The sequence below is a fragment of the Pseudomonas sp. Ant30-3 genome (genome assembly GCF_000690905.1).
In the GTDB taxonomy this organism is placed as follows: Bacteria; Pseudomonadota; Gammaproteobacteria; order Pseudomonadales; family Pseudomonadaceae; genus Aquipseudomonas.
Genome location: NZ_JMCL01000007.1, coordinates 40,039 through 62,084, shown reverse-complemented (window position 1 = coordinate 62,084; position 22,046 = coordinate 40,039). Strand labels below are relative to the sequence as shown.

The 22,046-nt window shown below is 60.0% G+C and carries 17 protein-coding genes; 12 read left to right on the top strand and 5 right to left on the bottom strand.

Annotated elements, in window-relative coordinates:
- Positions 1 to 228: 228 nt before the first annotated feature.
- The 10 genes from DU29_RS0101320 (at position 229) to DU29_RS0101275 (ending at position 12,347) form a co-directional block, all read left to right on the top strand.
- Positions 229 to 1,386 carry an efflux RND transporter periplasmic adaptor subunit gene (locus DU29_RS0101320; protein ID WP_028620065.1) on the top strand — a complete coding sequence of 386 codons (1,158 nt, stop codon included), beginning with the start codon at positions 229 to 231 and terminating at the stop codon, positions 1,384 to 1,386.
- A gap of 14 nt (positions 1,387 to 1,400) precedes the next feature.
- A complete protein-coding gene (locus tag DU29_RS0101315) occupies positions 1,401 to 4,499 on the top strand; it encodes an efflux RND transporter permease subunit (RefSeq protein ID WP_028620064.1) in 3,099 nt (1,032 codons plus the stop codon).
- 205 nt (positions 4,500 to 4,704) lie between these two features.
- Complete coding sequence (locus DU29_RS0101310; RefSeq protein WP_028620063.1) at positions 4,705 to 5,346, top strand: DUF1345 domain-containing protein; 642 nt, start codon at positions 4,705 to 4,707, stop codon at positions 5,344 to 5,346.
- Between the two features lie 75 nt (positions 5,347 to 5,421).
- Positions 5,422 to 6,261 (top strand): AraC family transcriptional regulator, encoded by an 840-nt coding sequence (locus DU29_RS0101305; RefSeq protein WP_028620062.1) that lies wholly within the window; start codon positions 5,422 to 5,424, stop codon positions 6,259 to 6,261.
- A gap of 45 nt (positions 6,262 to 6,306) precedes the next feature.
- Positions 6,307 to 6,915: a LysE family translocator gene (locus DU29_RS0101300; protein WP_028620061.1), complete on the top strand. Its 609-nt coding sequence runs from the start codon at positions 6,307 to 6,309 to the stop codon at positions 6,913 to 6,915.
- 132 nt (positions 6,916 to 7,047) lie between these two features.
- Positions 7,048 to 8,073: a LacI family DNA-binding transcriptional regulator gene (locus tag DU29_RS0101295; RefSeq protein ID WP_028620060.1), complete on the top strand. Its 1,026-nt coding sequence runs from the start codon at positions 7,048 to 7,050 to the stop codon at positions 8,071 to 8,073.
- A gap of 74 nt (positions 8,074 to 8,147) precedes the next feature.
- Positions 8,148 to 8,930 carry a sugar phosphate isomerase/epimerase family protein gene (locus tag DU29_RS0101290; protein WP_028620059.1) on the top strand — a complete coding sequence of 261 codons (783 nt, stop codon included), beginning with the start codon at positions 8,148 to 8,150 and terminating at the stop codon, positions 8,928 to 8,930.
- Complete coding sequence (locus DU29_RS0101285; protein WP_028620058.1) at positions 8,923 to 10,005, top strand: sugar kinase; 1,083 nt, start codon at positions 8,923 to 8,925, stop codon at positions 10,003 to 10,005. Before DU29_RS0101290 ends, DU29_RS0101285 begins: the two co-directional genes overlap by 8 nt.
- A 44-nt stretch (positions 10,006 to 10,049) precedes the next feature.
- A complete protein-coding gene (locus DU29_RS0101280; RefSeq protein WP_028620057.1) occupies positions 10,050 to 11,348 on the top strand; it encodes an MFS transporter in 1,299 nt (432 codons plus the stop codon).
- 21 nt (positions 11,349 to 11,369) lie between these two features.
- Positions 11,370 to 12,347, top strand: a complete 978-nt coding sequence (locus DU29_RS0101275) for an NAD(P)-dependent oxidoreductase (RefSeq protein ID WP_028620056.1) — start codon at positions 11,370 to 11,372, stop codon at positions 12,345 to 12,347.
- Between the two features lie 147 nt (positions 12,348 to 12,494).
- On the opposite strand, the gene DU29_RS0101270 is transcribed toward DU29_RS0101275, so the two are convergent.
- The 4 genes from DU29_RS0101270 to DU29_RS0101255 all read right to left on the bottom strand — a co-directional run bounded on the left by DU29_RS0101270 (position 12,495) and on the right by DU29_RS0101255 (position 18,075).
- Positions 12,495 to 13,682, bottom strand: coding sequence for a pyridoxal phosphate-dependent aminotransferase (locus DU29_RS0101270; RefSeq protein ID WP_028620055.1), 1,188 nt, complete (start codon positions 13,680 to 13,682; stop codon positions 12,495 to 12,497).
- A 40-nt stretch (positions 13,683 to 13,722) separates the two neighbouring features.
- Positions 13,723 to 15,348 carry a methyl-accepting chemotaxis protein gene (locus DU29_RS0101265; protein ID WP_028620054.1) on the bottom strand — a complete coding sequence of 542 codons (1,626 nt, stop codon included), beginning with the start codon at positions 15,346 to 15,348 and terminating at the stop codon, positions 13,723 to 13,725.
- Between the two features lie 286 nt (positions 15,349 to 15,634).
- Positions 15,635 to 16,777: a glycerate kinase gene (locus tag DU29_RS0101260; RefSeq protein ID WP_028620053.1), complete on the bottom strand. Its 1,143-nt coding sequence runs from the start codon at positions 16,775 to 16,777 to the stop codon at positions 15,635 to 15,637.
- 173 nt (positions 16,778 to 16,950) lie between these two features.
- Entirely contained in the window at positions 16,951 to 18,075 is a 1,125-nt protein-coding gene (locus tag DU29_RS0101255) for a sugar diacid recognition domain-containing protein (protein ID WP_028620052.1), read from the bottom strand.
- Between the two features lie 273 nt (positions 18,076 to 18,348).
- On the opposite strand from DU29_RS0101255, the gene DU29_RS0101250 reads away from it, so the two are divergent.
- Complete coding sequence (locus tag DU29_RS0101250) at positions 18,349 to 19,362, top strand: aldo/keto reductase (RefSeq protein WP_028620051.1); 1,014 nt, start codon at positions 18,349 to 18,351, stop codon at positions 19,360 to 19,362.
- A gap of 254 nt (positions 19,363 to 19,616) precedes the next feature.
- Positions 19,617 to 20,498: an EamA family transporter RarD gene (rarD, locus tag DU29_RS0101245; protein WP_028620050.1), complete on the top strand. Its 882-nt coding sequence runs from the start codon at positions 19,617 to 19,619 to the stop codon at positions 20,496 to 20,498.
- Between the two features lie 59 nt (positions 20,499 to 20,557).
- On the opposite strand, the gene hppD is transcribed toward rarD, so the two are convergent.
- Positions 20,558 to 21,634: a 4-hydroxyphenylpyruvate dioxygenase gene (gene hppD / locus DU29_RS0101240; RefSeq protein ID WP_028620049.1), complete on the bottom strand. Its 1,077-nt coding sequence runs from the start codon at positions 21,632 to 21,634 to the stop codon at positions 20,558 to 20,560.
- Between the last annotated feature and the right edge of the window lie 412 nt (positions 21,635 to 22,046).

The window sequence follows — 22,046 nt, the reverse complement described above, 5'->3', positions numbered from 1 at the left end:
GGATTGGCGATGTTCCGGAAATGGTTGACACACCGGAGATCAAATGTGGGAGCGGGCTTGCTCGCGAAAGCGGCCGGACAGGCGCAAAAATTTCAAGACCTGAAGGATATACGCCCTCCTGCCTTCCTGCGTAAAACCCTTACACAATTTCACACAGCAACTACAAAGCTTCACCGCTACTCTCGTCGCCTCCCCGTAGGATGCCGGGGATCATTAGTGGGGTAATTCATGTCGAACAATCTGCTCGCCAGGCTCAGCCTGATTGCATTGGCGTTGACGCTGGGTGCATGTGACAAGGCCACGACCGCCGAGGAAGCGGCGCCGTTGGCCAGCGTGCGCATCGAGACCTTGTCCGCCCGGCCACTGTCGATCAGCAGTGAACTGAGCGGGCGGATTGCCGCGCCGCGCATTGCCGAAGTGCGCGCGCGCGTGGCCGGCGTGGTCCTGCAGCGGGTCTTCCGCGAAGGCACCGACGTGAAAAAAGGTGACGTGCTGTTCCGCATCGATCCGGCACCGTTCAAGGCTGACCTGGACAGCGCCGAAGCGGACTTGCGCAAAGCCGAGGCCAATGCGTTTCAGGCGCGCCTGCAAGAGCAGCGTTATGCGCAACTGGTCGAAGGCAACGCCATCAGCGGTCAGGATTACGACAACGCCCGTGCCGCGGTTCGGCAAACGGCCGCTGAAGTCGCCGCCAACAAAGCTGCCGTCGACCGGGCGAAACTCAACCTCGGCTATGCCACGGTCACCGCTCCGATTGCCGGACGCATCGGGCGTGCACTGGTCACCGAAGGTGCGCTGGTCGGGCAAAACGAGACTACGCCGCTGGCGCTGATTCAGCAGCTCGACCCGATCCATGCCGACCTCACCCAATCGACCCGCGAACTCAACGACTTGCGCCGCGCGTTTCGCTCCGGTCAGTTGAAAGAAGTCGGCCGGGGCGAGGCTAAAGCCACGCTGATTCAGGACGATGGCAGTCTCTATCCGCTGCCGGGCAAGCTGCTGTTTACCGATATCACGGTGGATCCCGGTACCGGCCAGATCATCTTGCGCAGCGAATTCCCCAACCCGGACCTCGACCTGCTACCCGGCAGTTTCGTGCGCGTGCGGCTGGAACAGGCGGTCGATCAGCACGGTATCAGCGTGCCGCAACGGGCCATCCAGCGTGACAGCGCGGGCATCGCGCAAGTGCTGCTGCTCGATGCGGATCAACGCGTCGGCCTGCAGCCCGTCGAACTGGGCGCCGTGCAGAACGATCGCTGGATCGTCACCGGCGGGCTGAAGCCCGGCGACCGCATCGTCACCGAAGGCCTGCAACACGCCAAACCCGGCGAGAAAGTGCAGATCGACGACACCCCTCTTCCACTTGCCCAGGCTTCTGGTCAGTAAGCAGGACGCTTTTTATGCCGCAGTTCTTTATCGACCGCCCGGTATTCGCCTGGGTGGTTGCGCTGTTCATTCTGCTGGCCGGCGCGCTGGCGATTCCGCAGTTGCCCGTGGCGCAGTACCCCGACGTTGCGCCGCCGCAGATCGAAATCTATGCCGTGTACCCCGGCGCCTCGGCGCAGACCGTTGACGAGAGCGTGGTCAGCCTGATCGAGGAAGAGCTAAACGGTGCCGATCATCTGCTGTATTTCGAATCCCAGAGCAGCCTCGGCAGCGCGACGATCAAGGCCACGTTTCAGCCGGGCACCAACCCAGAGATGGCCCAGGTCGACGTACAGAACCGCCTGAAAGTGGTCGAGTCCCGTCTGCCGCAAGCAGTCAACCAGCAAGGTTTGCAGGTGGAAAAAGTTTCCGCCGGATTTTTGCTGCTGATCACTCTGACGTCCAGTGACGGCAAGCTCGACGATGTCGCGCTCAGTGATTATCTGGCGCGCAACGTGATGAACGAGATCAAGCGTCTGGACGGCGTCGGTAAGGCGCAGTTGTACGGCGCCGAGCGGGCCATGCGCATCTGGATCGATCCGCAGAAACTGCTCGGTTTCAACCTGACGCCGGCCGACGTGAATGCCGCCATCGTCGCGCAGAACGCGCAGGTTTCGGCCGGCAGCATCGGCGATTTGCCGACGCGCAGCACCCAGGAAATCACCGCGACAATCCTGGTCAATGGGCAGCTATCGACGCCGGAAGAATTTGCCGACATCGTGCTCAAGGCCAATCCCGACGGCTCCACCGTGCGCATTCGCGATGTGGCGCGAGTTGAAATCGGCAGTCAGGATTATCAGTTCGGCACACGCCTGAACGGCAAGCCTTCGACCGCGGTCGGCGTACAACTTTCGCCGGGCGCCAATGCGCTGAGCACCGCCACGCTGGTCCGGGCGAAGATGGATGATCTGGCGCGCTACTTCCCGGCCAACGTCGAATACAAGATCCCTTACGACACCTCGCCTTTCGTCAAGGTCTCGATCACCAAAGTGGTTTACACCCTGCTCGAGGCAATGGTGCTGGTGTTCGCGGTAATGTTTCTGTTTTTGCAGAACATCCGCTACACGCTGATCCCAACACTGGTGGTTCCGGTGGCCCTGATGGGCACCTTCGCGACCATGCTGGCGCTAGGCTTCTCGGTCAACGTGCTGACCATGTTCGGCATGGTGCTGGCCATCGGCATTCTGGTGGACGACGCCATCGTGGTGGTGGAAAACGTCGAACGGATCATGGTCACCGAAGGCCTGTCACCCAAGGACGCGACGCGCAAAGCCATGAAGCAGATCACCGGGGCGATCATCGGCATCACCCTGGTGCTGGTCGCGGTGTTTATCCCGATGGCATTCATGCAGGGTTCGGTCGGCGTGATCTACCGCCAGTTCTCGTTGTCGATGGCGACGTCGATTCTGTTCTCGGCGTTTCTCGCGCTTACCCTCACCCCGGCATTGTGCGCGACGTTGCTCAAGCCCATTGCCAAAGGCGAGCATCACGCCAGGGGCGGGTTTTTCGGCTGGTTCAACCGGCGCTTCGAGCAACTCACCGAGCGTTACTCGGGTTGGGTAGCCTATGCGCTCAAACGCAGCGGCCGCTATCTGCTGATCTATGGCGTGTTGCTGATCGCATTGGGTTGGTGCTTCAGTCTCCTGCCGTCTTCTTTTTTGCCGGTGGAAGATCAGGGTTACACGATCACCGACATTCAACTGCCGCCCGGCGCGAGCCAGAACCGCACGGTGCAGGTGGTCAAGCAGATCGAGGCGCACAACGCGACCGAACCCGGTGTCGGTGACAGCACGGTCATCCTTGGTTTCAGCTTCTCCGGCAGCGGGCAGAACGCGGCATTGGCCTTTACTACATTGAAAGACTGGTCAGATCGCGACAGCGACGACTCGGCCAGCTCGATCGCCGACCGCGCCAATATCGCCTTCAGTCAGATCAAGGATGCCGCGGCGTTCTCGGTCCTGCCGCCACCGGTGGACGGCCTCGGGACCTCCAGCGGTTTCGAGTTTCGCCTGCAAGACCGTGGCGGCCTTGGACATGCGACATTGATGAAGGCCCGAAGCGAATTGCTCGAAGCCGCCGAGAGCAGCCCGATCCTGATGAACGTGCGTGAAAGCGCCTTGGCTGAAGCGCCGCAAGTGCAGCTGGAAGTCGACCGCAAACAGGCGAATGCTCTGGGTGTGTCGTTCGCCGACATCGGTAATGTGCTGTCCACAGCGATAGGGTCTGCTTACATCAACGACTTTCCCAATCAGGGACGGATGCAACGGGTGGTGGTACAGGCTGAAGGCGATCAACGCAGTCAGGTTGCTGACCTGTTGAAGATCAACGTGCGCAACGATGCCGGAAAGATGGTGCCGCTGTCCGCTTTCGTTGAGGCGAAATGGACTCAGGGGCCGGCGCAACTGACCCGTTACAACGGCTACCCGGCGATCAGCATTTCCGGCGAGCCGAAACCGGGTTACAGCACCGGTGAAGCCATGGCGGAAATCGAGCGACTGGTCGCACTGGGGCCGGCAGGTCTGGGTCAGGAATGGACCGGGCTGTCGTTGCAGGAGCGCTTGTCCGGCAGTCAGGCACCGATCCTGCTCGGCTTGTCGTTGCTGATCGTGTTTTTGTGCCTGGCGGCGCTGTACGAGAGTTGGTCGATCCCGACCTCGGTGTTGCTGGTGGTGCCGCTGGGTGTGCTCGGTGCGGTGTTGGCCGTGAGTTTGCGCGGCATGCCCAACGACGTGTTCTTCAAGGTCGGGCTGATCACCATCATCGGGTTGTCGGCGAAGAACGCGATCCTGATCATCGAGTTCGCCAAGAGCCTGTACGACGAAGGGCACGACCTGATCGACGCCACGTTACAAGCGGCGCGCTTACGTCTGCGGCCAATTGTCATGACGTCTCTGGCGTTCATTCTGGGCGTCGTGCCGCTGGCGATTGCAACGGGCGCGAGTTCGGCAAGTCAGCAAGCCATCGGCACCGGGGTGATCGGCGGGATGATCACGGCGACCTTGGCCGTGGTGTTTGTGCCGGTGTTTTTTGTGGTGGTGATGAAACTGGTGCGTAAGCGCCACACACAGCCCTGACCCACCGGTATGGGATAAATCCCCTCCGTAGGAGCTGACGAGTGAAACGAGGCTGCGATCTTTTGATCTTGCTTCTGCGACCCCAAGTTCAAAAGATCGCAGCCTCGTTTCACTCGACAGCTCCTACACAGCTCATACACAGCCGCTACGCAAAGCCCAGTGGCGTGCGCTATGGTGCACAGACCCGCCGCCATAGTGAGTCCCCATGCCCCACCTCGCCCGCACCCACCCTCGCCTGTCCGCTGCCGCCACACTCGGTGTCGCGGTGGGGATTCTTACCCCAACCGATTCAATCATCAGCAAAATCCTCTTCGGCTGGAATGCCGGCGTATGGACCTACCTGCTGTTGATGTTCTGGCTCAGCGCACGAGCCAAGGCACCGGACGTTAAACGGATCGCCGAGGTCGAGGATGAAAACGCCGGGCTGGTGCTGTTCGTGGTGTGCTTCGCGGCGATCGCCAGCCTGGCGACCATCACCTTCGAACTGGCGGGCAGCAAAGACCTGGAAAGCACCAGCAAACTGCTGCATTACGGATTTACCGCCTTCACCGTGATCGGCTCGTGGCTGCTGATCGGGGTGATCTTCAGCGTGCATTACGCCCGTCTTTTTTACACGTGGGGTGGCAAAGACCCAGCGTTGCGTTTCGCCGAGGGCCTGAAAACGCCCAACTATTGGGACTTTCTGTATTTTTCGTTCACCATCAGCGCAGCCGTGCAAACCTCCGATGTCGGGGTGGCTACCCGGGATCTGCGCAAGATTGTGCTGGCGCAATCGCTGATCGGATTTCTCTTCAACACGGCGATACTCGGGTTCTCGATCAATATCGCTGCCGGGCTGTTCAACTGACGCCTGCACAAATGTTCTAGGCAGGCGCTGGCTACCAGCGTTAACTGTCCCGGACCTCCGTCCCACAGGTGCACCATGACGACTCATAACTGGATCGACCTCGCCCAGGACGCCGACACCGGCATTGAGACGTTGCGCGCGCATTTTGAAGGTCACGCCTACGACCCGCACTGGCATGACAGTTTTCTGGTGGGCGTTACCGAGCAAGGGGTTCAGCAATTCAATTGTCGTCGGGCCAAACACCAGAGCACACCGGGCGAAGTGTTCCTGCTTGAGCCAGGCGAGATCCACGATGGGGAAGCGCCGACGGAAGATGGCTTCACTTACCGAATGCTGTACCTCGATCCAGAGTGGTTGAAACGCGAGCTGAGCGAGGTATTCGACAACGCCCCTGACAATACTCAACTAAGTTTTGCCCACACCCTGACCGGCGACGTGCGTCTGGCCCATGCCACCCACCAGGCGTTTCAGACACTGCACCGCGGCGAACTGAAAATTGTGCGCCAGACCGCCCTGGATGGCTTGCTCGAGCGCCTGACTGCCCACGTACATTGGCGCGCTCGATACGGCGAAGACCCGCGTCTGCCACGCGTGGCGCAACAGGCCCGCGCGTTTTTGCATGCGCACTTCCAGGAAGACATCGGGCTGGATCATCTGAGCGTTGCGACCGGCGTCGACCGCTATCGGCTGACTCGGGCGTTCAAGGCTGCTTTTGGCATCGCGCCGCACGCTTATCTGGTGCAATTGCGCCTGGCCAAGGCACGTCGCCAGTTGGCTCGTGGTGAACAGCCAGCAGCAGTGGCGATGGCTCTGGGTTTTGCCGATCAGAGCCATCTGGGCCGCTGGTTCGTGCGGGCCTACGGCTTGACGCCGGCGTTGTATCGCAGGCGCTGCTCAAATCTTCCAGACGCATGACAGCGGGACAGAGAAGATAAGCGATCTTCTCTGGAGTTGCCCACCATGTCATCCAGCTTACCGACGTTACTGCCCTTCGCGCTGTTCGCCTTCGTAGCCTCGATCACGCCCGGCCCGACCAACGTTCTGGTGTTGAGCAACAGCGCTCGCTACGGCTTGACTGCCACCCTGCCAATTATTTTTGGTGCCTGTGCCAGTGCCGCGATACTGGTGCTGCTGGTGGGTGCCGGCGCCGGTTCGACACTGACATCCTCGCCGATGCTGCAGACGACAATGCAGTGGATTGGCGTGCTGTGGCTGAGTTACCTGGCATGGCAGATTTTCACTGCGCCAGCTGAAGCGCTCGCCCCCGGAGACACGCAGGCACGGCTTGGATTGGTGGGGGCCGCCAGCCTGCAACTGATCAACCCAAAAACCTGGATGATGGCGCTGGCCGTGGTCAGTGTATTTGCAAGCAGCGGTGAGCAGCGTTTCAACCATGTGTTGATTTTGTCATTGGCGTTTTTTCTGATCTCCCTGCCGTGCCTGGGTGTATGGGCGCTGCTGGGCGCCGGGTCGGCGCGGTGGCTGCGTTCGCCCAAGGCGATGCGACGCTTCAACCGGTGCATGGCGCTGTTGCTGCTGATTTCGGCGTGGTCGACCGTGGGAATATGAGAGCCATCCGTCGGCTTGAGGCGTTTGCAATTTCACCTGAGGGTTGACGCAAGGTACGTTTCTGGTGTCTTCTGAAACCGGTTTCAGTGCAACGCACCAAACCTTATAAATCCAATAAGAAGGTTTCAGCCTGTGAACGATTTCTCCGCCGCCCAGCGCAGCCGCGTAACCATGCTTGACGTGGCCGAACACGCCAAGGTCTCCAAGGCCAGCGTGTCGAGATTCATCGGCGATGATAGAGCCCTGTTGTCCGACGCGATTGCCTTGCGCATCGAGCAGTCGATTGCCGAACTCGGCTACCGCCCCAACCAGATGGCTCGTGGTCTGAAACGTGGCAGAACCCGCCTGATCGGCATGCTGGTCGCTGACATCCGCAATCCCTATTCGATCGCCGTGATGCACGGGGTGGAAACCGCTTGCCGTCAGCACGGTTACAGCCTGGTGGTGTGCAACACCGACCGTGATGACGAGCAGGAACGCCAGCACCTCGCCCTGCTGCGCTCATACAATATCGAAGGGCTGATCGTGAACACCCTCGGGCACCATCGCGATGAATTGCAGGAACTGCAGCGGGAGATGCCTTTGGTGCTGGTGGACCGCAAGGTCGAGCAGTTCGACAGTGACATGGTCGGGCTGGACAACCCGGCGGCCATCGCCATCGCACTCGACCACCTCGAAGAACGCGGCTATCGCGATGTGATGCTGGTGACTGAGCCCTTCGACGGCACGAGTTCACGCATCGAGCGGGTCAGCAGTTTTAAGCAGCAAATCGCGCAGCGTTCTACCCTGCGCGGCGCCATCGTAGAGACCGGCAGCGAACTGACCGCGAACCTCAATACGTTTCTAAAATCTCCCGGCCCTGGTCAGAAAGCACTGTTCTGCGCGAACGGTATCGCGGCGCTGGCCAGCACTCATGCCCTGCGCGAGCTGGGGTGCAAGCTGTTTGACGATGTCGGGCTGATCGCTCTGGATGATCTGGATTGGTACCCGTTGGTGGGCAGTGGCATCACCGCACTGGCGCAGCCGACGGCCGAGATCGGCGGGCGTGCGTTTGAGTGTTTGCTTAAGCGCTTGCGCGGGGATGACGGGCCGGTGCGGACTCTGGATTTTGCGGCGCGGTTGGTTGTCAGGGGTTCGACCCTTGGGAATCTCCGGTGAATGTGATGGCCCGCGAAACACACGAATCTATTTTTTTGAACAAAAATGAAACCGGTTTCAGAGGTCGATAACAAATGAAAAAACCACCTGTCTCCATCAGCCTGTCGAGCTACGGCGCCGACCTTGTCCGCCAACGCGGCCAAGGCTCGTTCATCGAAACGCTGGCGAGCGCCGGCGCCACCCGCATCGAATGGCGCGAAGAATTGCTGACGGTCGAAGATCCCGCTCAGCTCGCGAAAGCCACCGAGGGCCAGAATCTGCAAAGCGTGTTTTCGTCGCCGCTGGAGCTGTGGCTGGCCGGTCAAACCAGACCCAATCCCGAACTGATCAACGCACTGCAACGCGCCGAGGCTTTCGGGTCCAGATGGCTTAAGGTCTCGCTCGGGTACTTCACGGATAACAGCGACCTTCAAACCTTGAGCCAGGTACTCAGCAAAAGCCCGGTGCAACTGCTGGTGGAAAACGACCAGACCTTGCACGGCGGTCGCATCGAACCGTTCCAGCGCTTTTTCGCCGAAGTCGAGCAGCACGGTTTGCCGATCAAAATGACCTTCGACATCGGCAACTGGCACTGGCAGGACCAACCGGCCGCCAGCGCCGCGCGCCTGTTGGGTCGTCACGTCGGCTACGTGCACTGTAAAGCCGTTCAGCGCCGCGCCGACGGCAAACTGGTCGCCACACCGCCCGCTGTGAGCGATCTGCATGAGTGGGAACAACTGCTGCGCCACATGCCTCAGGGCGTGATGCGTGCAGCTGAGTATCCGCTGCAGGGGGACGACCTTGTACAACTCACGACTGAGCATGTCGCCACCCTCGCCCGCCTTGGCCAAACCCGACTGGAGAGTGTTGATGTCTGAGATCGATATCCTCTCGTTCGGCGAAACCATGGCGATGTTCGTTGCTGACTACAACGGCGACCTGGCCCACGTCGACCACTTCCACAAGCGCATTGCCGGAGCGGACAGCAACGTCGCGATCGGCCTGTCACGGCTGGGTTTCAACGTGACGTGGTTGAGTCGGGTCGGTGATGATTCTCTCGGCCGTTTTGTGATCGATACGCTGCAAAAGGAAGGCGTGGATTGCAGCTATGTCGCCATCGACCCGACACACCCGACTGGTTTCCAGATGAAATCCCGCGCCGACGATGGCAGCGATCCGCTGGTTGAATATTTCCGCCGCGGGTCGGCGGCGAGCCATTTGTCAGCGCAGTCGATCATGCCCGAGCTGCTCAAGGCTCGGCATTTGCACGCCACCGGCATTCCACCGGCGCTGTCTGCGACGGCTCGGGAAATGTCTTTTGAATTGATGACGCGCATGCGTGAGGCCGGGCGCAGCGTGTCTTTCGACCCCAACCTGCGCCCGAACCTGTGGGCCAGTACGCAGCAAATGATCACCGAGATAAACCGTTTTGCGGCCCTCGCCCACTGGGTGTTGCCAGGGTTGAGCGAAGGACAACTGCTCACCGGTTTGGACGACCCCGCTGACATCGCCGCGTTTTATCTGGACAAGGGCGCTGAGGCCGTGGCGATCAAGCTCGGCCCGCACGGTGCTTATTACCGGACTCATCTGCACGCTGGTTTTGTGGCCGGCGTAGCGGTGGAAAAGGTAGTGGACACTGTAGGTGCCGGTGATGGTTTTGCGGTAGGGATGATCAGCGCACTGCTGGAAAACCTCAGCTTTGCCGACGCCGTGGAGCGTGCCAACTGGATTGGCAGCCGCGCGGTGCAGAGTCGTGGGGACATGGAGGGGTTGCCGAGCCGGTCGCAGATGTCCGTCGAATTCGAGGCCGCCATCGCGAGCAGGCTCGCTCCCACAGGAGATTTGCGGTGTTCACACCGCCCATGTCCTACAGCGGATCTGCAGAGCTTAGACAATCCCTGTGGGAGCGAGCCTGCTCGCGATGAGGCCCGCCCAGTCACTGAAGATCTTTAACCGTTACCTGCTGCGACAAAAACAACAAGCTCAGGAGCACCCTCATGAAAACTGCAACACTCGCCGCCCGCCGCTGGTGGTACATCATGCCCATCGTGTTCGTCACCTACAGCCTGGCGTATCTGGATCGCGCCAACTACGGGTTCGCCGCCGCCTCCGGCATGGCCGACGACCTGATGATCACACCCGGGATGTCTTCTTTGCTCGGCGCGCTGTTCTTCCTTGGCTACTTTTTCTTCCAGGTGCCGGGCGCGATCTATGCGCAAAGGCACAGCGTGAAGAAGCTGATTTTCGTCAGCCTGATTCTCTGGGGCGGCCTCGCGACATTGACCGGGGTGGTCTCCAGCGCCTACTGGCTGATCGTCATCCGCTTCATGCTCGGCGTGGTCGAAGCCGCGGTCATGCCGGCGATGCTGGTCTACCTCTGCCACTGGTTCACCCGTGCCGAACGCTCGCGGGCCAACACCTTCCTGATCCTCGGCAACCCGGTGACCATGCTCTGGATGTCAGTGGTGTCTGGCTATCTGGTGCAGCATTACAGCTGGCGCTGGATGTTCATCATCGAAGGTTTGCCGGCGGTATTCTGGGCGTTCATCTGGTGGCGCCTCGCGGATGATCGACCGTCCCAAGCGAAGTGGCTGAGCGATGAGGAAAAGCATGACCTGGAAAGCGCCCTCGCCGCCGAACAGGTTGGTATGAAAGCGGTAAAGAACTACGCCGAAGCGTTTCGCTCGCCGAAGGTGATTATTCTGGCGCTGCAGTTTTTCTGCTGGAGCATCGGTGTTTATGGTTTTGTGCTGTGGTTGCCATCGATCCTCAAGGCTGGCGCGCAGATGGACATGGTTGAAGCGGGTTGGCTCTCGGCATTGCCTTACCTGGCCGCAGTGATCGCCATGCTGCTGGTCTCTTGGGGCTCGGACAAACTGCAGAAACGTAAACGCTTTGTCTGGCCGCCATTGCTGATTGCTTCTATAGCTTTTTACGGTTCCTACGCCCTCGGTGCCGAACATTTCTGGTGGTCGTACACCTTGCTGGTGATTGCCGGTGCTTGCATGTACGCGCCTTACGGGCCGTTCTTCGCGATTGTGCCGGAGATTCTTCCAGCCAACGTTGCGGGGGGCGCGATGGCGCTAATCAACAGCATGGGCGCACTCGGTTCGTTTGGCGGTTCGTATCTGGTCGGCTATTTGAACAGCTCCACCGGTTCGCCCGGAGCATCCTATCTGTTAATGAGCGGCGCGCTGATGCTGTCCGTGGTGCTGACGATTTTCCTCAAGCCCGGCGCCAGTGACCGGGTCGTTGCCAAACCGGTTGGGCAACAGCCGATGGCAACTCATTCCTGAATTGAAGTTGAGATGACGACGATGAAAAAGCACGTTGTGTTGTACAAAAAACTCTCGCCGCCGCTGATGGCTCGATTGCAGCAGCAGGCCGAGGTCACGCTGATCGAGAGCCTCGACGCCGCCGGCCTGGCGCAACTACACGACGCCCTGCCCCGTGCTCACGGGTTACTCGGGGCCAGCCTCAAACTCGACGCCGCGCTGCTGGATCTGGCGCCGCATCTGCAAGCGATTGCCAGCGTTTCGGTAGGCGTCGACAACTACGACATCGACTACCTGACCGAGCGCCGGATCCTGCTCAGCAACACGCCGGACGTACTCACTGAAACCACCGCCGACACCGGTTTTGCGCTGATCCTGACGACAGCCCGGCGGGTGGTGGAACTGGCCAACATAGTTCGCGCCGGCGAATGGACGCGTAATGTCGGCCCGGCGCACTTCGGCACCGACGTGCACGGCAAAACCCTCGGCATCATCGGCATGGGGCGTATCGGTGAGGCTTTGGCTCAGCGTGGGCATTTCGGGTTTGGCATGCCGATCATCTATCACAGCCACTCGCCAAAACCGGCGGTGGAACAGCGGTTCGATGCGCAATACCGCAGCTTGGCGGCGTTGTTGCAAGAAGCGGATTTTGTCTGCCTGACATTACCGCTGACCGCTGAAACCGAACGGCTGATCGGTGCAGAACAATTTGCGCAGATGCGCCCGGAGACGATTTTCATCAATATCTCTCGAGGCAAAGTGGTGGACGAAGCGGCGATGGTCGATGCGTTGCGTGCGGGGCAAATTCGCGCGGCGGGGCTGGATGTGTTCGAGCGTGAACCGCTTGGCTCTGACTCGCCATTGCTGCAAACGCACAACGTGGTAGCGACACCACATATCGGCTCGGCGACCCATGAGACTCGGGAGGCGATGGCAGCGTGTGCGGTGGACAATCTGCTGGCGGCGCTGGCGGGTGAACGGCCACAGAATCTGGTGAATACAGACGCGTGGCAAGGCTAAGGAATTCAGCACCTGTCAGCCAGTCTTCGCGGGCAGGCCGCGCTCCCACAGGGTCTTGGCGTTGAACACATATATTGTGAACACCGCAAAACCCTCTGTAGGATCAAGCTTGCTCGCGATGAAGCCAACACACACACCATAAAATCTTCAGGCGCGCCGCCCTTCGATAAGATCCCCTGCGCACAACGCAATCCGCCGGCAGGCGTCGGCCAGTTTCAATTGGCTCACCACCAAACCAATACGGATATGCCCCGCCGCGCTCGGGCCGAAGGCTTCGCCCGCCAGCACCGAGACGCCATATCCGTCCAGCAAACGTTCGGCGAATCGCTGCGCACAGAGCCCGGTCTGGCGAATATCAACCATCACGAACATCCCGCCATCAGGCCGAATCGGTCGAATGCCCGGGCAGCGGCTCAGGCTCGCGCACACCAGGTCACGCCTCTGACGATACTCATCGCGCATCAGCGCCACTTCCGGCAGATCACTTTCCAGCGCCGCCTGTGCCGCTTTTTGGACAAATTCCGGAATGCCAAACAACATGCACAGCGACAGGTGCTCCAGATGGTCGATCAACGTTTTCGGCCCCAGCACCCAGCCCACCCGCCAACCGCTCATGGCGTGGGATTTGGACAGGCTGTTGATGGTCGCCGTGCGCTCGGCCATGCCGGGCAAACTGGCCGGACTGATGTGGTGGCCCTCGTACAAAAGCTCGCTGTAAACCTCGTCACTGATCAGCCACAGGTCGTGATGAATGCACAGCGCTGCCAACTGCTGCCAGATCATCAATGACAAACTCGCACCAGAAGGATTATTCGGACTGTTGAGCACGATGACGCGAGTTTTGGCCGTGATCTGCGCCGCGACGTCTGCCGGATCGATGCGAAAGCCGTTCTCCGGACGCACCGCCACGGGCACCACTTTCGCCCCGATGGCGCCGAACACGCCTTCATACGTCACGTACATCGGCTCGGCGACGATGACTTCATCACCTGGATTCAACAGGCATTGCGCGACCGAATAGACGCCGCACTGAGCGCCGGGTACGACGATCACCTGATCGGCCTCCAGCACCTGGCCGCAGTGCCGTCGATAGCGGTTGACGATGCTGTCGCGCAATCCGCGAATCCCGCGCACGTCAGGATAATGCGTGTCACCCGCCAGCAGGCTGTCGACGCAGGCCTGGACGATGGGTCGGGGGGTGTCGAAATCCGGATCACCCACCGACAGCAACAGCACGTCGACGCCCTGCTCGCGCAATTCCAGCGCTCGATAATGAATCTGCCAGGCCGCCGCTCCGTCACCGGCGATTCGTTGGGTCAAGGCTGAATAGCGCATTTACTTCTCCTGTCGCGCGGGATCCAGTCTCAACCCTATCTCAAATCACGAATCGCGCCACCATCGCGTTCAAATCTACAGCCAGGCGCGACAGTTCATGCGTGGCTGCGCTGGTCTGGTTGGCGCCAGCGGCGGACTGCGTGGCCAGGTCGCGGATATTCACCAGATTGCGGTCGACTTCACGGGATACTTGCGCCTGTTCTTCCGAAGCGCTGGCGATCACCAGGTTGCGCTCATTGATCAGCTGGATCGATTGAGTGATCTGATCCAGGGCCACGCCAGCGGCACGGGCCATCTCCAAAGTACTCTGAGTGCGATGATTGCTTTGCTGCATCGAGGAGACCGCTTCACCGGTGCCGTTCTGGATGCCGGCGACCATCTTCTCGATTTCCTGAGTCGATTGCGCCGTCCGATGGGCCAACGCCCGCACCTCGTCCGCCACTACGGCAAAACCACGACCGGCTTCCCCGGCACGCGCCGCTTCGATGGCAGCGTTGAGGGCCAACAGGTTGGTCTGCTCGGCGATGGCGCGGATCACGTCCAGCACTTTGCCGATATCGCGCCCCTGAGCAGCCAGGCCTTCGATCATCAGGGAGGTGTTCTGCACGTCATGGGTCATGGTCTGAATAGCGTCGACGGTTTCCACCACTCGATCACGTCCATCACGTGCCACCTGGGTCGAATGGTTCGAGGCTTGCGAAGTCGAAACCGCATTGCGCGCGACCTCTTCCACGGCCGCCGTCATCTCGTTGACGGCGGTCGCGGCCTGTTCGATCTCGTTATTCTGTTGTTGCAGCCCGCGGGATGCTTCTTCGGTCACCGCGCTGAGTTCCTCGGCTGCGGCCCCCAACTGAGTGGCGGAACCGGCGATTTGTTCGATGGTCTTGCGCAAGTTGTCCTGCATGGCGGACAAGGCGCCAAGCAAACGCGCCGGTTCATCCTTGCCGTCGACCTCGATGACTTTACTCAGATTGCCGCTCGCGATGGTTTGCGCGGCTGTCAGCGCGCGATTCAATGGCGTGACGATGCTTCGAGTCAGCAACCAGGCCAACAATACGGTCATCAATGCGGCAACAACAGACACAACAATGATGCCGGTAATGGCGTTGCGGTATTCTTCGCCCGCCTGCGCCAGGGCGCCCTTCGCGTAAAGCGTATTGAGTGCCACCAGTTTGTTGAGCTGCTCGCCCATTTGGTCGGTGCCGTCCTTGATCCGCGTATTGATCAGGCTGCGCATTTCATCGAGATTGCCCTGCCGCGACAACTCTAACATTTGCGTTTGCGCTTGCATGTAGCTGTCGAGGGTCGCGGTGAATGTCTTGTACAGCGCGATCTCTTCCGGCTGAGCCGGCAGCGCCGCATAACTGGCCTGCGCACTGCGGAGCTTGTCGACGAGAACGGCAATTCGTGCCTGAGCTTCCTGCAACGCGGCCGGATCACGGTTGACCAGCACCCGGAACGAAAGAATGCGCATACGCAGGACATTTTCGGTCATGTTGCCGAGGAATCCGACGCTGGGCAGCTGTGTCGCGCCCATGTCCATGGAAGCCTTGTGGATGATCGTCATACGGCTCGCAGCGAACATGCCCAGGACGACCACCAGCAAAGCAATAAAGGCAAAACCCAGAAATGCTCGGGGCGCGATGTTCAGATTACGCAGGGACATAGGACGATACTCGGATGATGAAACGGCGAGCGTCCTTGCCGAGGTGACTGAATGGCCGGGTTTGCGGCACCCGGTTCAGTTTGGCGGCACTGATGTAAGAAGGTGGGTGCGCCTGTTAGCTGTATCGGCTGGTGTTAAGAATTCCCGCGTGCACCCGCGAAAATATATTTGAGTCTGTAGCAGCTGCGTCCTGATCTGTAGCAGCTGCCGAGCCTGCGAGGCTGCGTCCGCTGCTACGCTCTCCCCCATCATTGCGGGCGTATCGCTCCCATCCACTCAAATTTGATCAGGTGTTGCGCGTGGCCAGCCGCCAGACCCGGGCGATATCGGTGGCTCGCTCTCGCAACAACCGTGGCGCCTCGGCGCACGCTTGCTCCAGCGTCATCGGCCCGCTGGCCAGCGCGAATGCGGCGTCGATGCCATGCTTATAGAGAGCCTGATAATTCTCGCCCAGCGTGCCAGCGAGGACGATGACCGGCACCCGCTGGTGCCGGGCAATCCGCGCGACACCGAAGGGCGTTTTGCCGCGCAAGGTCTGGGCGTCGAAACGACCTTCGCCGGTGATGACCAGATCAGCCTCTATCACCGCTTCAGCGAGACCGACCAGATCAGCCACCACCTCGACCCCGGCCTTGAACTGCGCCCCCAGAAACGCCTTGGCCGCAAACCCCAGGCCGCCTGCAGCGCCGCTGCCCGGCTCGTCGCGGACGTCTTTGCCCAGGACGCCGGCACAGTGTTGGGCGAAGTGTCCGAGGGCGCTGTCCAGTTGCTCGACCTGCTGCGGCGTGGCGCCTTTCTGCGGTCCGAAGATCGCTGAGGCGCCGTGGCGGCCGCACAGTGGATTGTCGACGTCAGCGGCAATGTCGAAGCGTACCTGCGCGAGGCGCGGATCAAGTTCACTCAGATCGATCCGCGCCAATTGCGCCAACGCCAGGCCGCCCGGTGGCAATTCCTGATCCTGAGCATCTCGCAGTTTCACCCCCAGGGCTTGCATTGCACCCGCGCCACCGTCATTGGTGGCGCTGCCGCCAATCGCCAGGATCACCCGCTGCGCTCCAGCATCCATCGCCTGACGAATCAGCTCGCCGGTGCCGAACGTAGTGCTGACGCACGCATCCCGCTGCCCTGTCGGGACCAGTTGCAGCCCGCTGGCCTCGGCCATTTCGATGATGGCCGTGTGGCTGTCGGGCAACCAGCCCCAAGCGGCATCCACCGCAGCCCCCAACGGCCCGCGAACGCTGGCCCGACGCAATTGGCCTGAGCAGGCCGCCAGCACCGACTCGATCGTGCCTTCGCCGCCATCGGCCATCGGACACTTGATCAACTGCGCATCGGGCCAGACGTCCGCCAACCCCAACGCGATGGCGTCGGCCACCGCCTGGGCACTCAGGCTGTCCTTGAACGAATCGGGGGCGATGACGATTTTCATGGGAATTCTCCGCTGGGCAATGCCTTCATGCTGCCATCTGCCCCGGACAATAACGCCGGTCGGCTGCACAAGCGGCAGAGAGGATTATTGTTCATTCTGACAAACCCGCTGCCCGGACGCAGCCTCGCAAGCTCGACAGCTGCTACAAATAAGCCTCGCGGCCTCGCTACCTGCTACAGCGCCGGGACTTCGTGGTGCGGGAGCAGTTGAACGCCCAGGTACAGCGCGAGCATGCCGTCGAGCCGCAGCGGATCGACGCCGCTCAACTCGGCGATGCGCTCCATGCGATAGCGCAGACTGTTGCGATGAATGCCCAGCGCATCGGCGCAAGCCTGGCTCTGGCCATCGTGATCGCACCATCTGCGCAACGTCGCCAGCAACTGGCCGTTACCGTCTCTGGCGATGACTTTGCGCAAAGGGCTAAGCAGCTCGTCCAGCGCATCATCAGCGCGGTGCCGCCATAGCAACACGGGTAGCTGATGGCGGCTCAGCGTCAACAATCGTGATGCGGGCAAAACGTCGCGCCCATACGCCAGCAGATCTGCCACCTGCCGATAACAACGGCGCAACCCCGCCAGGCCCTCGGCCTGCCCGCCCACGGCAATGCGCAGAATATTCCAGCCAAGGCCTTCCAGCTTTTCCAGCAACCGTTCGTTTTCAATCGCCTGGCTGGCCGGTCGGCACCAGAGCAATGAAGACTTCGCGGAACTCACGCACCAACTGTCCGGATAACGGCTGGTCAGCCAGGCGCCAAGAGCGTCAACGGTTTGCCCCGGTCCGTGTTCCATGCCCAGCTCGAACAGACAAGGCACCCGGTTAAGCTGCGGCTTGAGGCCGAGCTGTTGCGCTTCATCGATCAGCCGCGGCGAATCGCTAGCCTCAGTCATCAGCAATGCCAGCAGATCAGCGCAACGCTGGCGCCGCCATTGCTGCTCGCCTTGCTGGTTGCGTTGGCCCACCAGCATTTCCGCGGTCATGCGAACCAGCTCGGCATAAGTGCGCAATTGCTCGGGGTCGCCGGTAATGCCAAGCACGCCGATCAAACGCTGATCAAGCAGCAGCGGCAGATTGATCCCCGGCTGAACACCTTTGAGATGGATCGCGGTCTGCGCGTCGATTTCCACCACTCGCCCGTTGGCCAGCACCAGCTGCGCGCCTTCGTGGCGAGTGTTGACTCTTTCCGGTTCACCACTGCCCAGAATCAGGCCCTGGCTGTCCATGACATTGACGTTGTACGGCAGGATGGCCATTGCCCGGTCGACGATATCCTGGGCAAGGTCGTGATCGAGTTCGAACATAGGGTTGATCCTTGGCAGCGTGACGAATTGGCGGTTGTTCACTTGCACAGAGCAGATCGGCAAACCCCGCGCGCAGACACAACGAATGCGGTCCACTGGTGTGGCCGCAAAACGCTCAGAGCGATCAACGTTACCCTTAGCCTCGCAAAAAATCATGATAAAGAGAGAGCCTCCTTATCACCAAGGTGCCGCAGGCTGCGATCTTTTTCATTTGCCTCGCCAGACTGTTGTGGTATCTGATTGAGCCTTTCCCACTGGCAAAAGGATTTCGTCATGAGCTACCGCACGCTGGGTCATTCGGGTTTGCAGGTGTCCACCCTGACCCTGGGCACCATGATGTTTGGCGAACAGACCAGCACCGAAGATTCACTGCGAATCATCGACAAGGCCTGGGACCAGGGCATCAATTTCATCGACACTGCTGACGTGTATACCAATGGCCGCTCGGAAGAAATCGTCGGCGAAGCCATCGCCGGGAATCGCCACGAATGGGTGCTGGCCACCAAAGTGGGATTCGGTCCCGTCGACGGTGTGCCGAACCGCAGCGGCCTGAGTCGCAAGCACATTTTCAACGGCATCGACGCCAGTTTGACTCGCCTGGGCACCGACTACCTCGATATCTACTACCTGCACCGCGAAGATCACAACACGCCGCTGGAAGTGACGGTGTCGGCCATGGGCGACCTGATCCGCGTGGGCAAGATTCGTTACTGGGGCCTGTCGAACTACCGAGGCTGGCGCATCGCCGAGGTGATTCGTGTGGCCGACAAGCTGGGCATCGACCGACCGGTGATCAGTCAGCCGCTGTACAACATCGTCAACCGCCAGGCAGAGTCGGAACAGATCACCGCGGCCCAGAATTATGGTCTGGGCGTGGTGCCATATAGCCCGCTGGCGCGCGGCGTGTTGAGCGGCAAATATGCGCCGGATGCGCAACCGGACGCCAACAGTCGCGCCGGCCGCGCCGATAAACGCATTCTGGAAACAGAATGGCGCGTTGAATCGCTGCGCATTGCCCAACAAATTCAGCAATACACGCAAGGTCGTGGCGTGGGCATTGTCGAGTTCGCGATCGCCTGGGTACTGAACAACAGCGCTGTGACCTCGGCCATTGTCGGTCCGCGTACCGAAGCCCAGTGGGACGCCTACACTAAAGCGCAAACGGTGAAGATAACGGCCGACGATGAAGCGTTTATCGATTCCCTGGTGACCCCGGGGCATGCGTCTACACCGGGTTTCAATGATGTGAGCCATTTTGTGTCGGGCAGACAACCACGCCAGAACTGAGGAACACACACAGTCACTGTGGGAGCGTGGCTTGCCCGCGATGGCATCGACGCGGTCAGACTGATGAACCGCGGCGCCTGCATCGCGGGCAAGTCGGGTCGCCGCATCGCACGCTCCCACAGAGTTTGATGTCGATCACTCAACTATGCTTCGACTCATCCCACAGTTTTCGTATTGATCACTGGTCAATACTGTTGGCAAAAACCACGTATCCTCCGCCCCCCTTGTTTCACACTCTACTTCGCGAGGACAGTTTGTCTAAAGGTATCGCTCTCTCGGTGTCAGCCTCGGTGTTGTTTGCCGTCATGTATTACTACACGTCTCTGCTCACGCCGCTGAGCGGTGTAGAAATTTTCGGCTGGCGAATGCTCTTGACCGTGCCCTGCATGACCGCGTTCATGCTGGTGTCCGGGGAATGGAAACGGGTGGTCGAGATCGTCAGGCATGTGCGTGCCAAGCCAAAACTGATTGCCGGCCTGGTCGCCTCTTCCGCCCTGCTCGGTGTGCAACTCTGGCTGTTCATGTGGGCGCCGCTCAACGGCTATAGCCTTGATGTGTCGCTGGGCTATTTTCTGTTGCCGCTGACCATGGTCCTGACCGGACGTGTTGCTTACGGTGAGCGTCTGTCGTATCTGCAGAAAGTTGCGGTATTTTTGGCCTGCCTTGGCGTGCTCAACGAGATCTACCAGGTCGGTGGTTTTTCGTGGGCGACGTTGCTGGTGTGCGTTGGCTACCCGACGTATTTCATCCTGCGCAAGCGGCTGGCCACAGACAATCTCGGCGGCTTATGGCTGGACATGGCCCTGACGCTGCCCGTCGCGTTCTGGTTCGTGCAGACCGGCGAGCAAGGTTTTGCGGTGTTCGATCAATACCCATGGCTGTCACTGCTGATCCCGCTGCTGGGTGTCATCAGTGCCTCGGCGCTGGTGATCTACATCATCGCCAGCCGGCTGCTGCCGTTCAGCCTGTTTGGCTTGCTGAGCTATGTCGAACCGGTGCTGCTGCTCTGCGTGGCGTTGTTGCTCGGGGAGAGCATCAAAGCCGGCGAGTGGCTGACGTACATTCCGATCTGGCTGGCGGTGGTGGTGTTGGTGTTTGAGGGGTTCAAGCATCTGATGCGACAGCGACGGCCATAAGCTGCGATTGTTTGATCCAAAAAAAACCGGTCAGCGACCGGTTTTTTTATGCGACAGGTTTAGTCAGTGGACAACACACCCCGACGAACCTGATCCCGCTCGATCGATTCGAACAGGGCCTTGAAGTTGCCTTCACCGAACCCGTCATCGCCTTTGCGCTGGATGAATTCGAAGAACACCGGCCCCATCAGGGTTTCCGAGAAGATCTGCAGCAACAAACGACGGTCGCCCGATTCCGAAGAACCGTCCAGCAGAATGCCGCGCGATTGCAGTTCATCAACCGGCTCGCCGTGATTCGGCAGACGGCCTTCAAGCATTTCGTAGTAAGTTTCTGGCGGCGCGGTCATGAAGCGCATACCGATGCTCTTCAGGTGATCCCAGGTTTTGACCAGGTCATCCGCCAGGAAAGCCACGTGCTGGATGCCCTCGCCGTTGAACTGCATCAGGAACTCTTCGATCTGCCCCGCGCCTTTGGACGACTCTTCGTTCAACGGGATGCGGATCATACCGTCCGGCGCGGTCATCGCTTTGGACGTGAGACCGGTGTACTCGCCTTTGATGTCGAAGTAGCGGATCTCACGGAAGTTGAACAGCTTCTCGTAGAAGTTCGCCCAGTAGGCCATGCGCCCGCGATAAACATTGTGGGTCAGGTGGTCAATGATTTTCAAACCAGCGCCAACCGGGTTGCGGTCCACACCTTCGAGGTACACGAAGTCGATGTCGTAGATCGAGCTGCCTTCGCCAAAACGGTCGATCAGGTACAGCGGCGCGCCGCCAATGCCTTTGATCGCCGGCAGGTTCAGCTCCATCGGACCGGTTTCGATATGGATCGGTTGCGCGCCCAGTTCCAGCGCACGTTTATAGGCCTGTTGCGAATCCTTGACGCGAAACGCCATGCCGCACACCGACGGGCCATGCTCGGCCGCGAAGTATGAGGCGACGCTGTTAGGTTCGTTGTTAAGGATCAGATTAATCGCGCCCTGACGATACAGGTGCACGGCTTTGGAACGGTGGGTCGCGACTTTGGTGAAGCCCATGATCTCGAAGATCGGCTCCAGCGTGTTCGGAGTTGGCGATGCGAATTCGATGAATTCAAAGCCCATCAGGCCCATCGGGTTTTCGTATAAATCTGCCATGGTTTGGCGCCTCATCATTTTTCTTGTCAATTAACGAATCGTTACTAACGAGTAATGCTGAGACCGGCGGGTGGCGCGCAGGAGATGCCCCGCACGCTGCGGGCGAGGAAGTCACCGTAGATCAATTGAAACCCGAAACTCTTCATTGACGACCCAGGGCTGATACGAGCGAGGCTTCTGCTGCCAGAAGACGATTATTCTTATATGCGTAAACGGATTCTACACAGCGTAAATAGGTTTGTCCGTCTTCTGTATGAAATCCCCCTTTTCGCGGCCGGCGCAAGGCCCCGTCACACACGAAAATTGCCCACGTAAGCAGCACAAGCCGTCAAGGCCAACTATCATGGCCTGCTGATCGAACTCTTTTTGGGAGGCCGTTGACCTGCCAGCATTTTGATAGCCCTTTATTCGT

What these genes read in the sequence shown, in the direction of transcription:
- DU29_RS0101320 (WP_028620065.1), top strand. Translation starts at nt 229, where the DNA reads ATGTCGAACAATCTGCTCGCCAGGCTCAGCCTGATTGCATTGGCGTTG.
- DU29_RS0101315 (WP_028620064.1), top strand. Translation starts at nt 1,401, where the DNA reads ATGCCGCAGTTCTTTATCGACCGCCCGGTATTCGCCTGGGTGGTTGCG.
- DU29_RS0101310 (WP_028620063.1), top strand. Translation starts at nt 4,705, where the DNA reads ATGCCCCACCTCGCCCGCACCCACCCTCGCCTGTCCGCTGCCGCCACA.
- DU29_RS0101305 (WP_028620062.1), top strand. Translation starts at nt 5,422, where the DNA reads ATGACGACTCATAACTGGATCGACCTCGCCCAGGACGCCGACACCGGC.
- DU29_RS0101300 (WP_028620061.1), top strand. Translation starts at nt 6,307, where the DNA reads ATGTCATCCAGCTTACCGACGTTACTGCCCTTCGCGCTGTTCGCCTTC.
- DU29_RS0101290 (WP_028620059.1), top strand. Translation starts at nt 8,148, where the DNA reads ATGAAAAAACCACCTGTCTCCATCAGCCTGTCGAGCTACGGCGCCGAC.
- DU29_RS0101285 (WP_028620058.1), top strand. Translation starts at nt 8,923, where the DNA reads ATGTCTGAGATCGATATCCTCTCGTTCGGCGAAACCATGGCGATGTTC.
- DU29_RS0101280 (WP_028620057.1), top strand. Translation starts at nt 10,050, where the DNA reads ATGAAAACTGCAACACTCGCCGCCCGCCGCTGGTGGTACATCATGCCC.
- DU29_RS0101275 (WP_028620056.1), top strand. Translation starts at nt 11,370, where the DNA reads ATGAAAAAGCACGTTGTGTTGTACAAAAAACTCTCGCCGCCGCTGATG.
- DU29_RS0101270 (WP_028620055.1), bottom strand. Translation starts at nt 13,682, where the DNA reads ATGCGCTATTCAGCCTTGACCCAACGAATCGCCGGTGACGGAGCGGCG.
- DU29_RS0101265 (WP_028620054.1), bottom strand. Translation starts at nt 15,348, where the DNA reads ATGTCCCTGCGTAATCTGAACATCGCGCCCCGAGCATTTCTGGGTTTT.
- DU29_RS0101260 (WP_028620053.1), bottom strand. Translation starts at nt 16,777, where the DNA reads ATGAAAATCGTCATCGCCCCCGATTCGTTCAAGGACAGCCTGAGTGCC.
- DU29_RS0101255 (WP_028620052.1), bottom strand. Translation starts at nt 18,075, where the DNA reads ATGTTCGAACTCGATCACGACCTTGCCCAGGATATCGTCGACCGGGCA.
- DU29_RS0101250 (WP_028620051.1), top strand. Translation starts at nt 18,349, where the DNA reads ATGAGCTACCGCACGCTGGGTCATTCGGGTTTGCAGGTGTCCACCCTG.
- hppD (WP_028620049.1), bottom strand. Translation starts at nt 21,634, where the DNA reads ATGGCAGATTTATACGAAAACCCGATGGGCCTGATGGGCTTTGAATTC.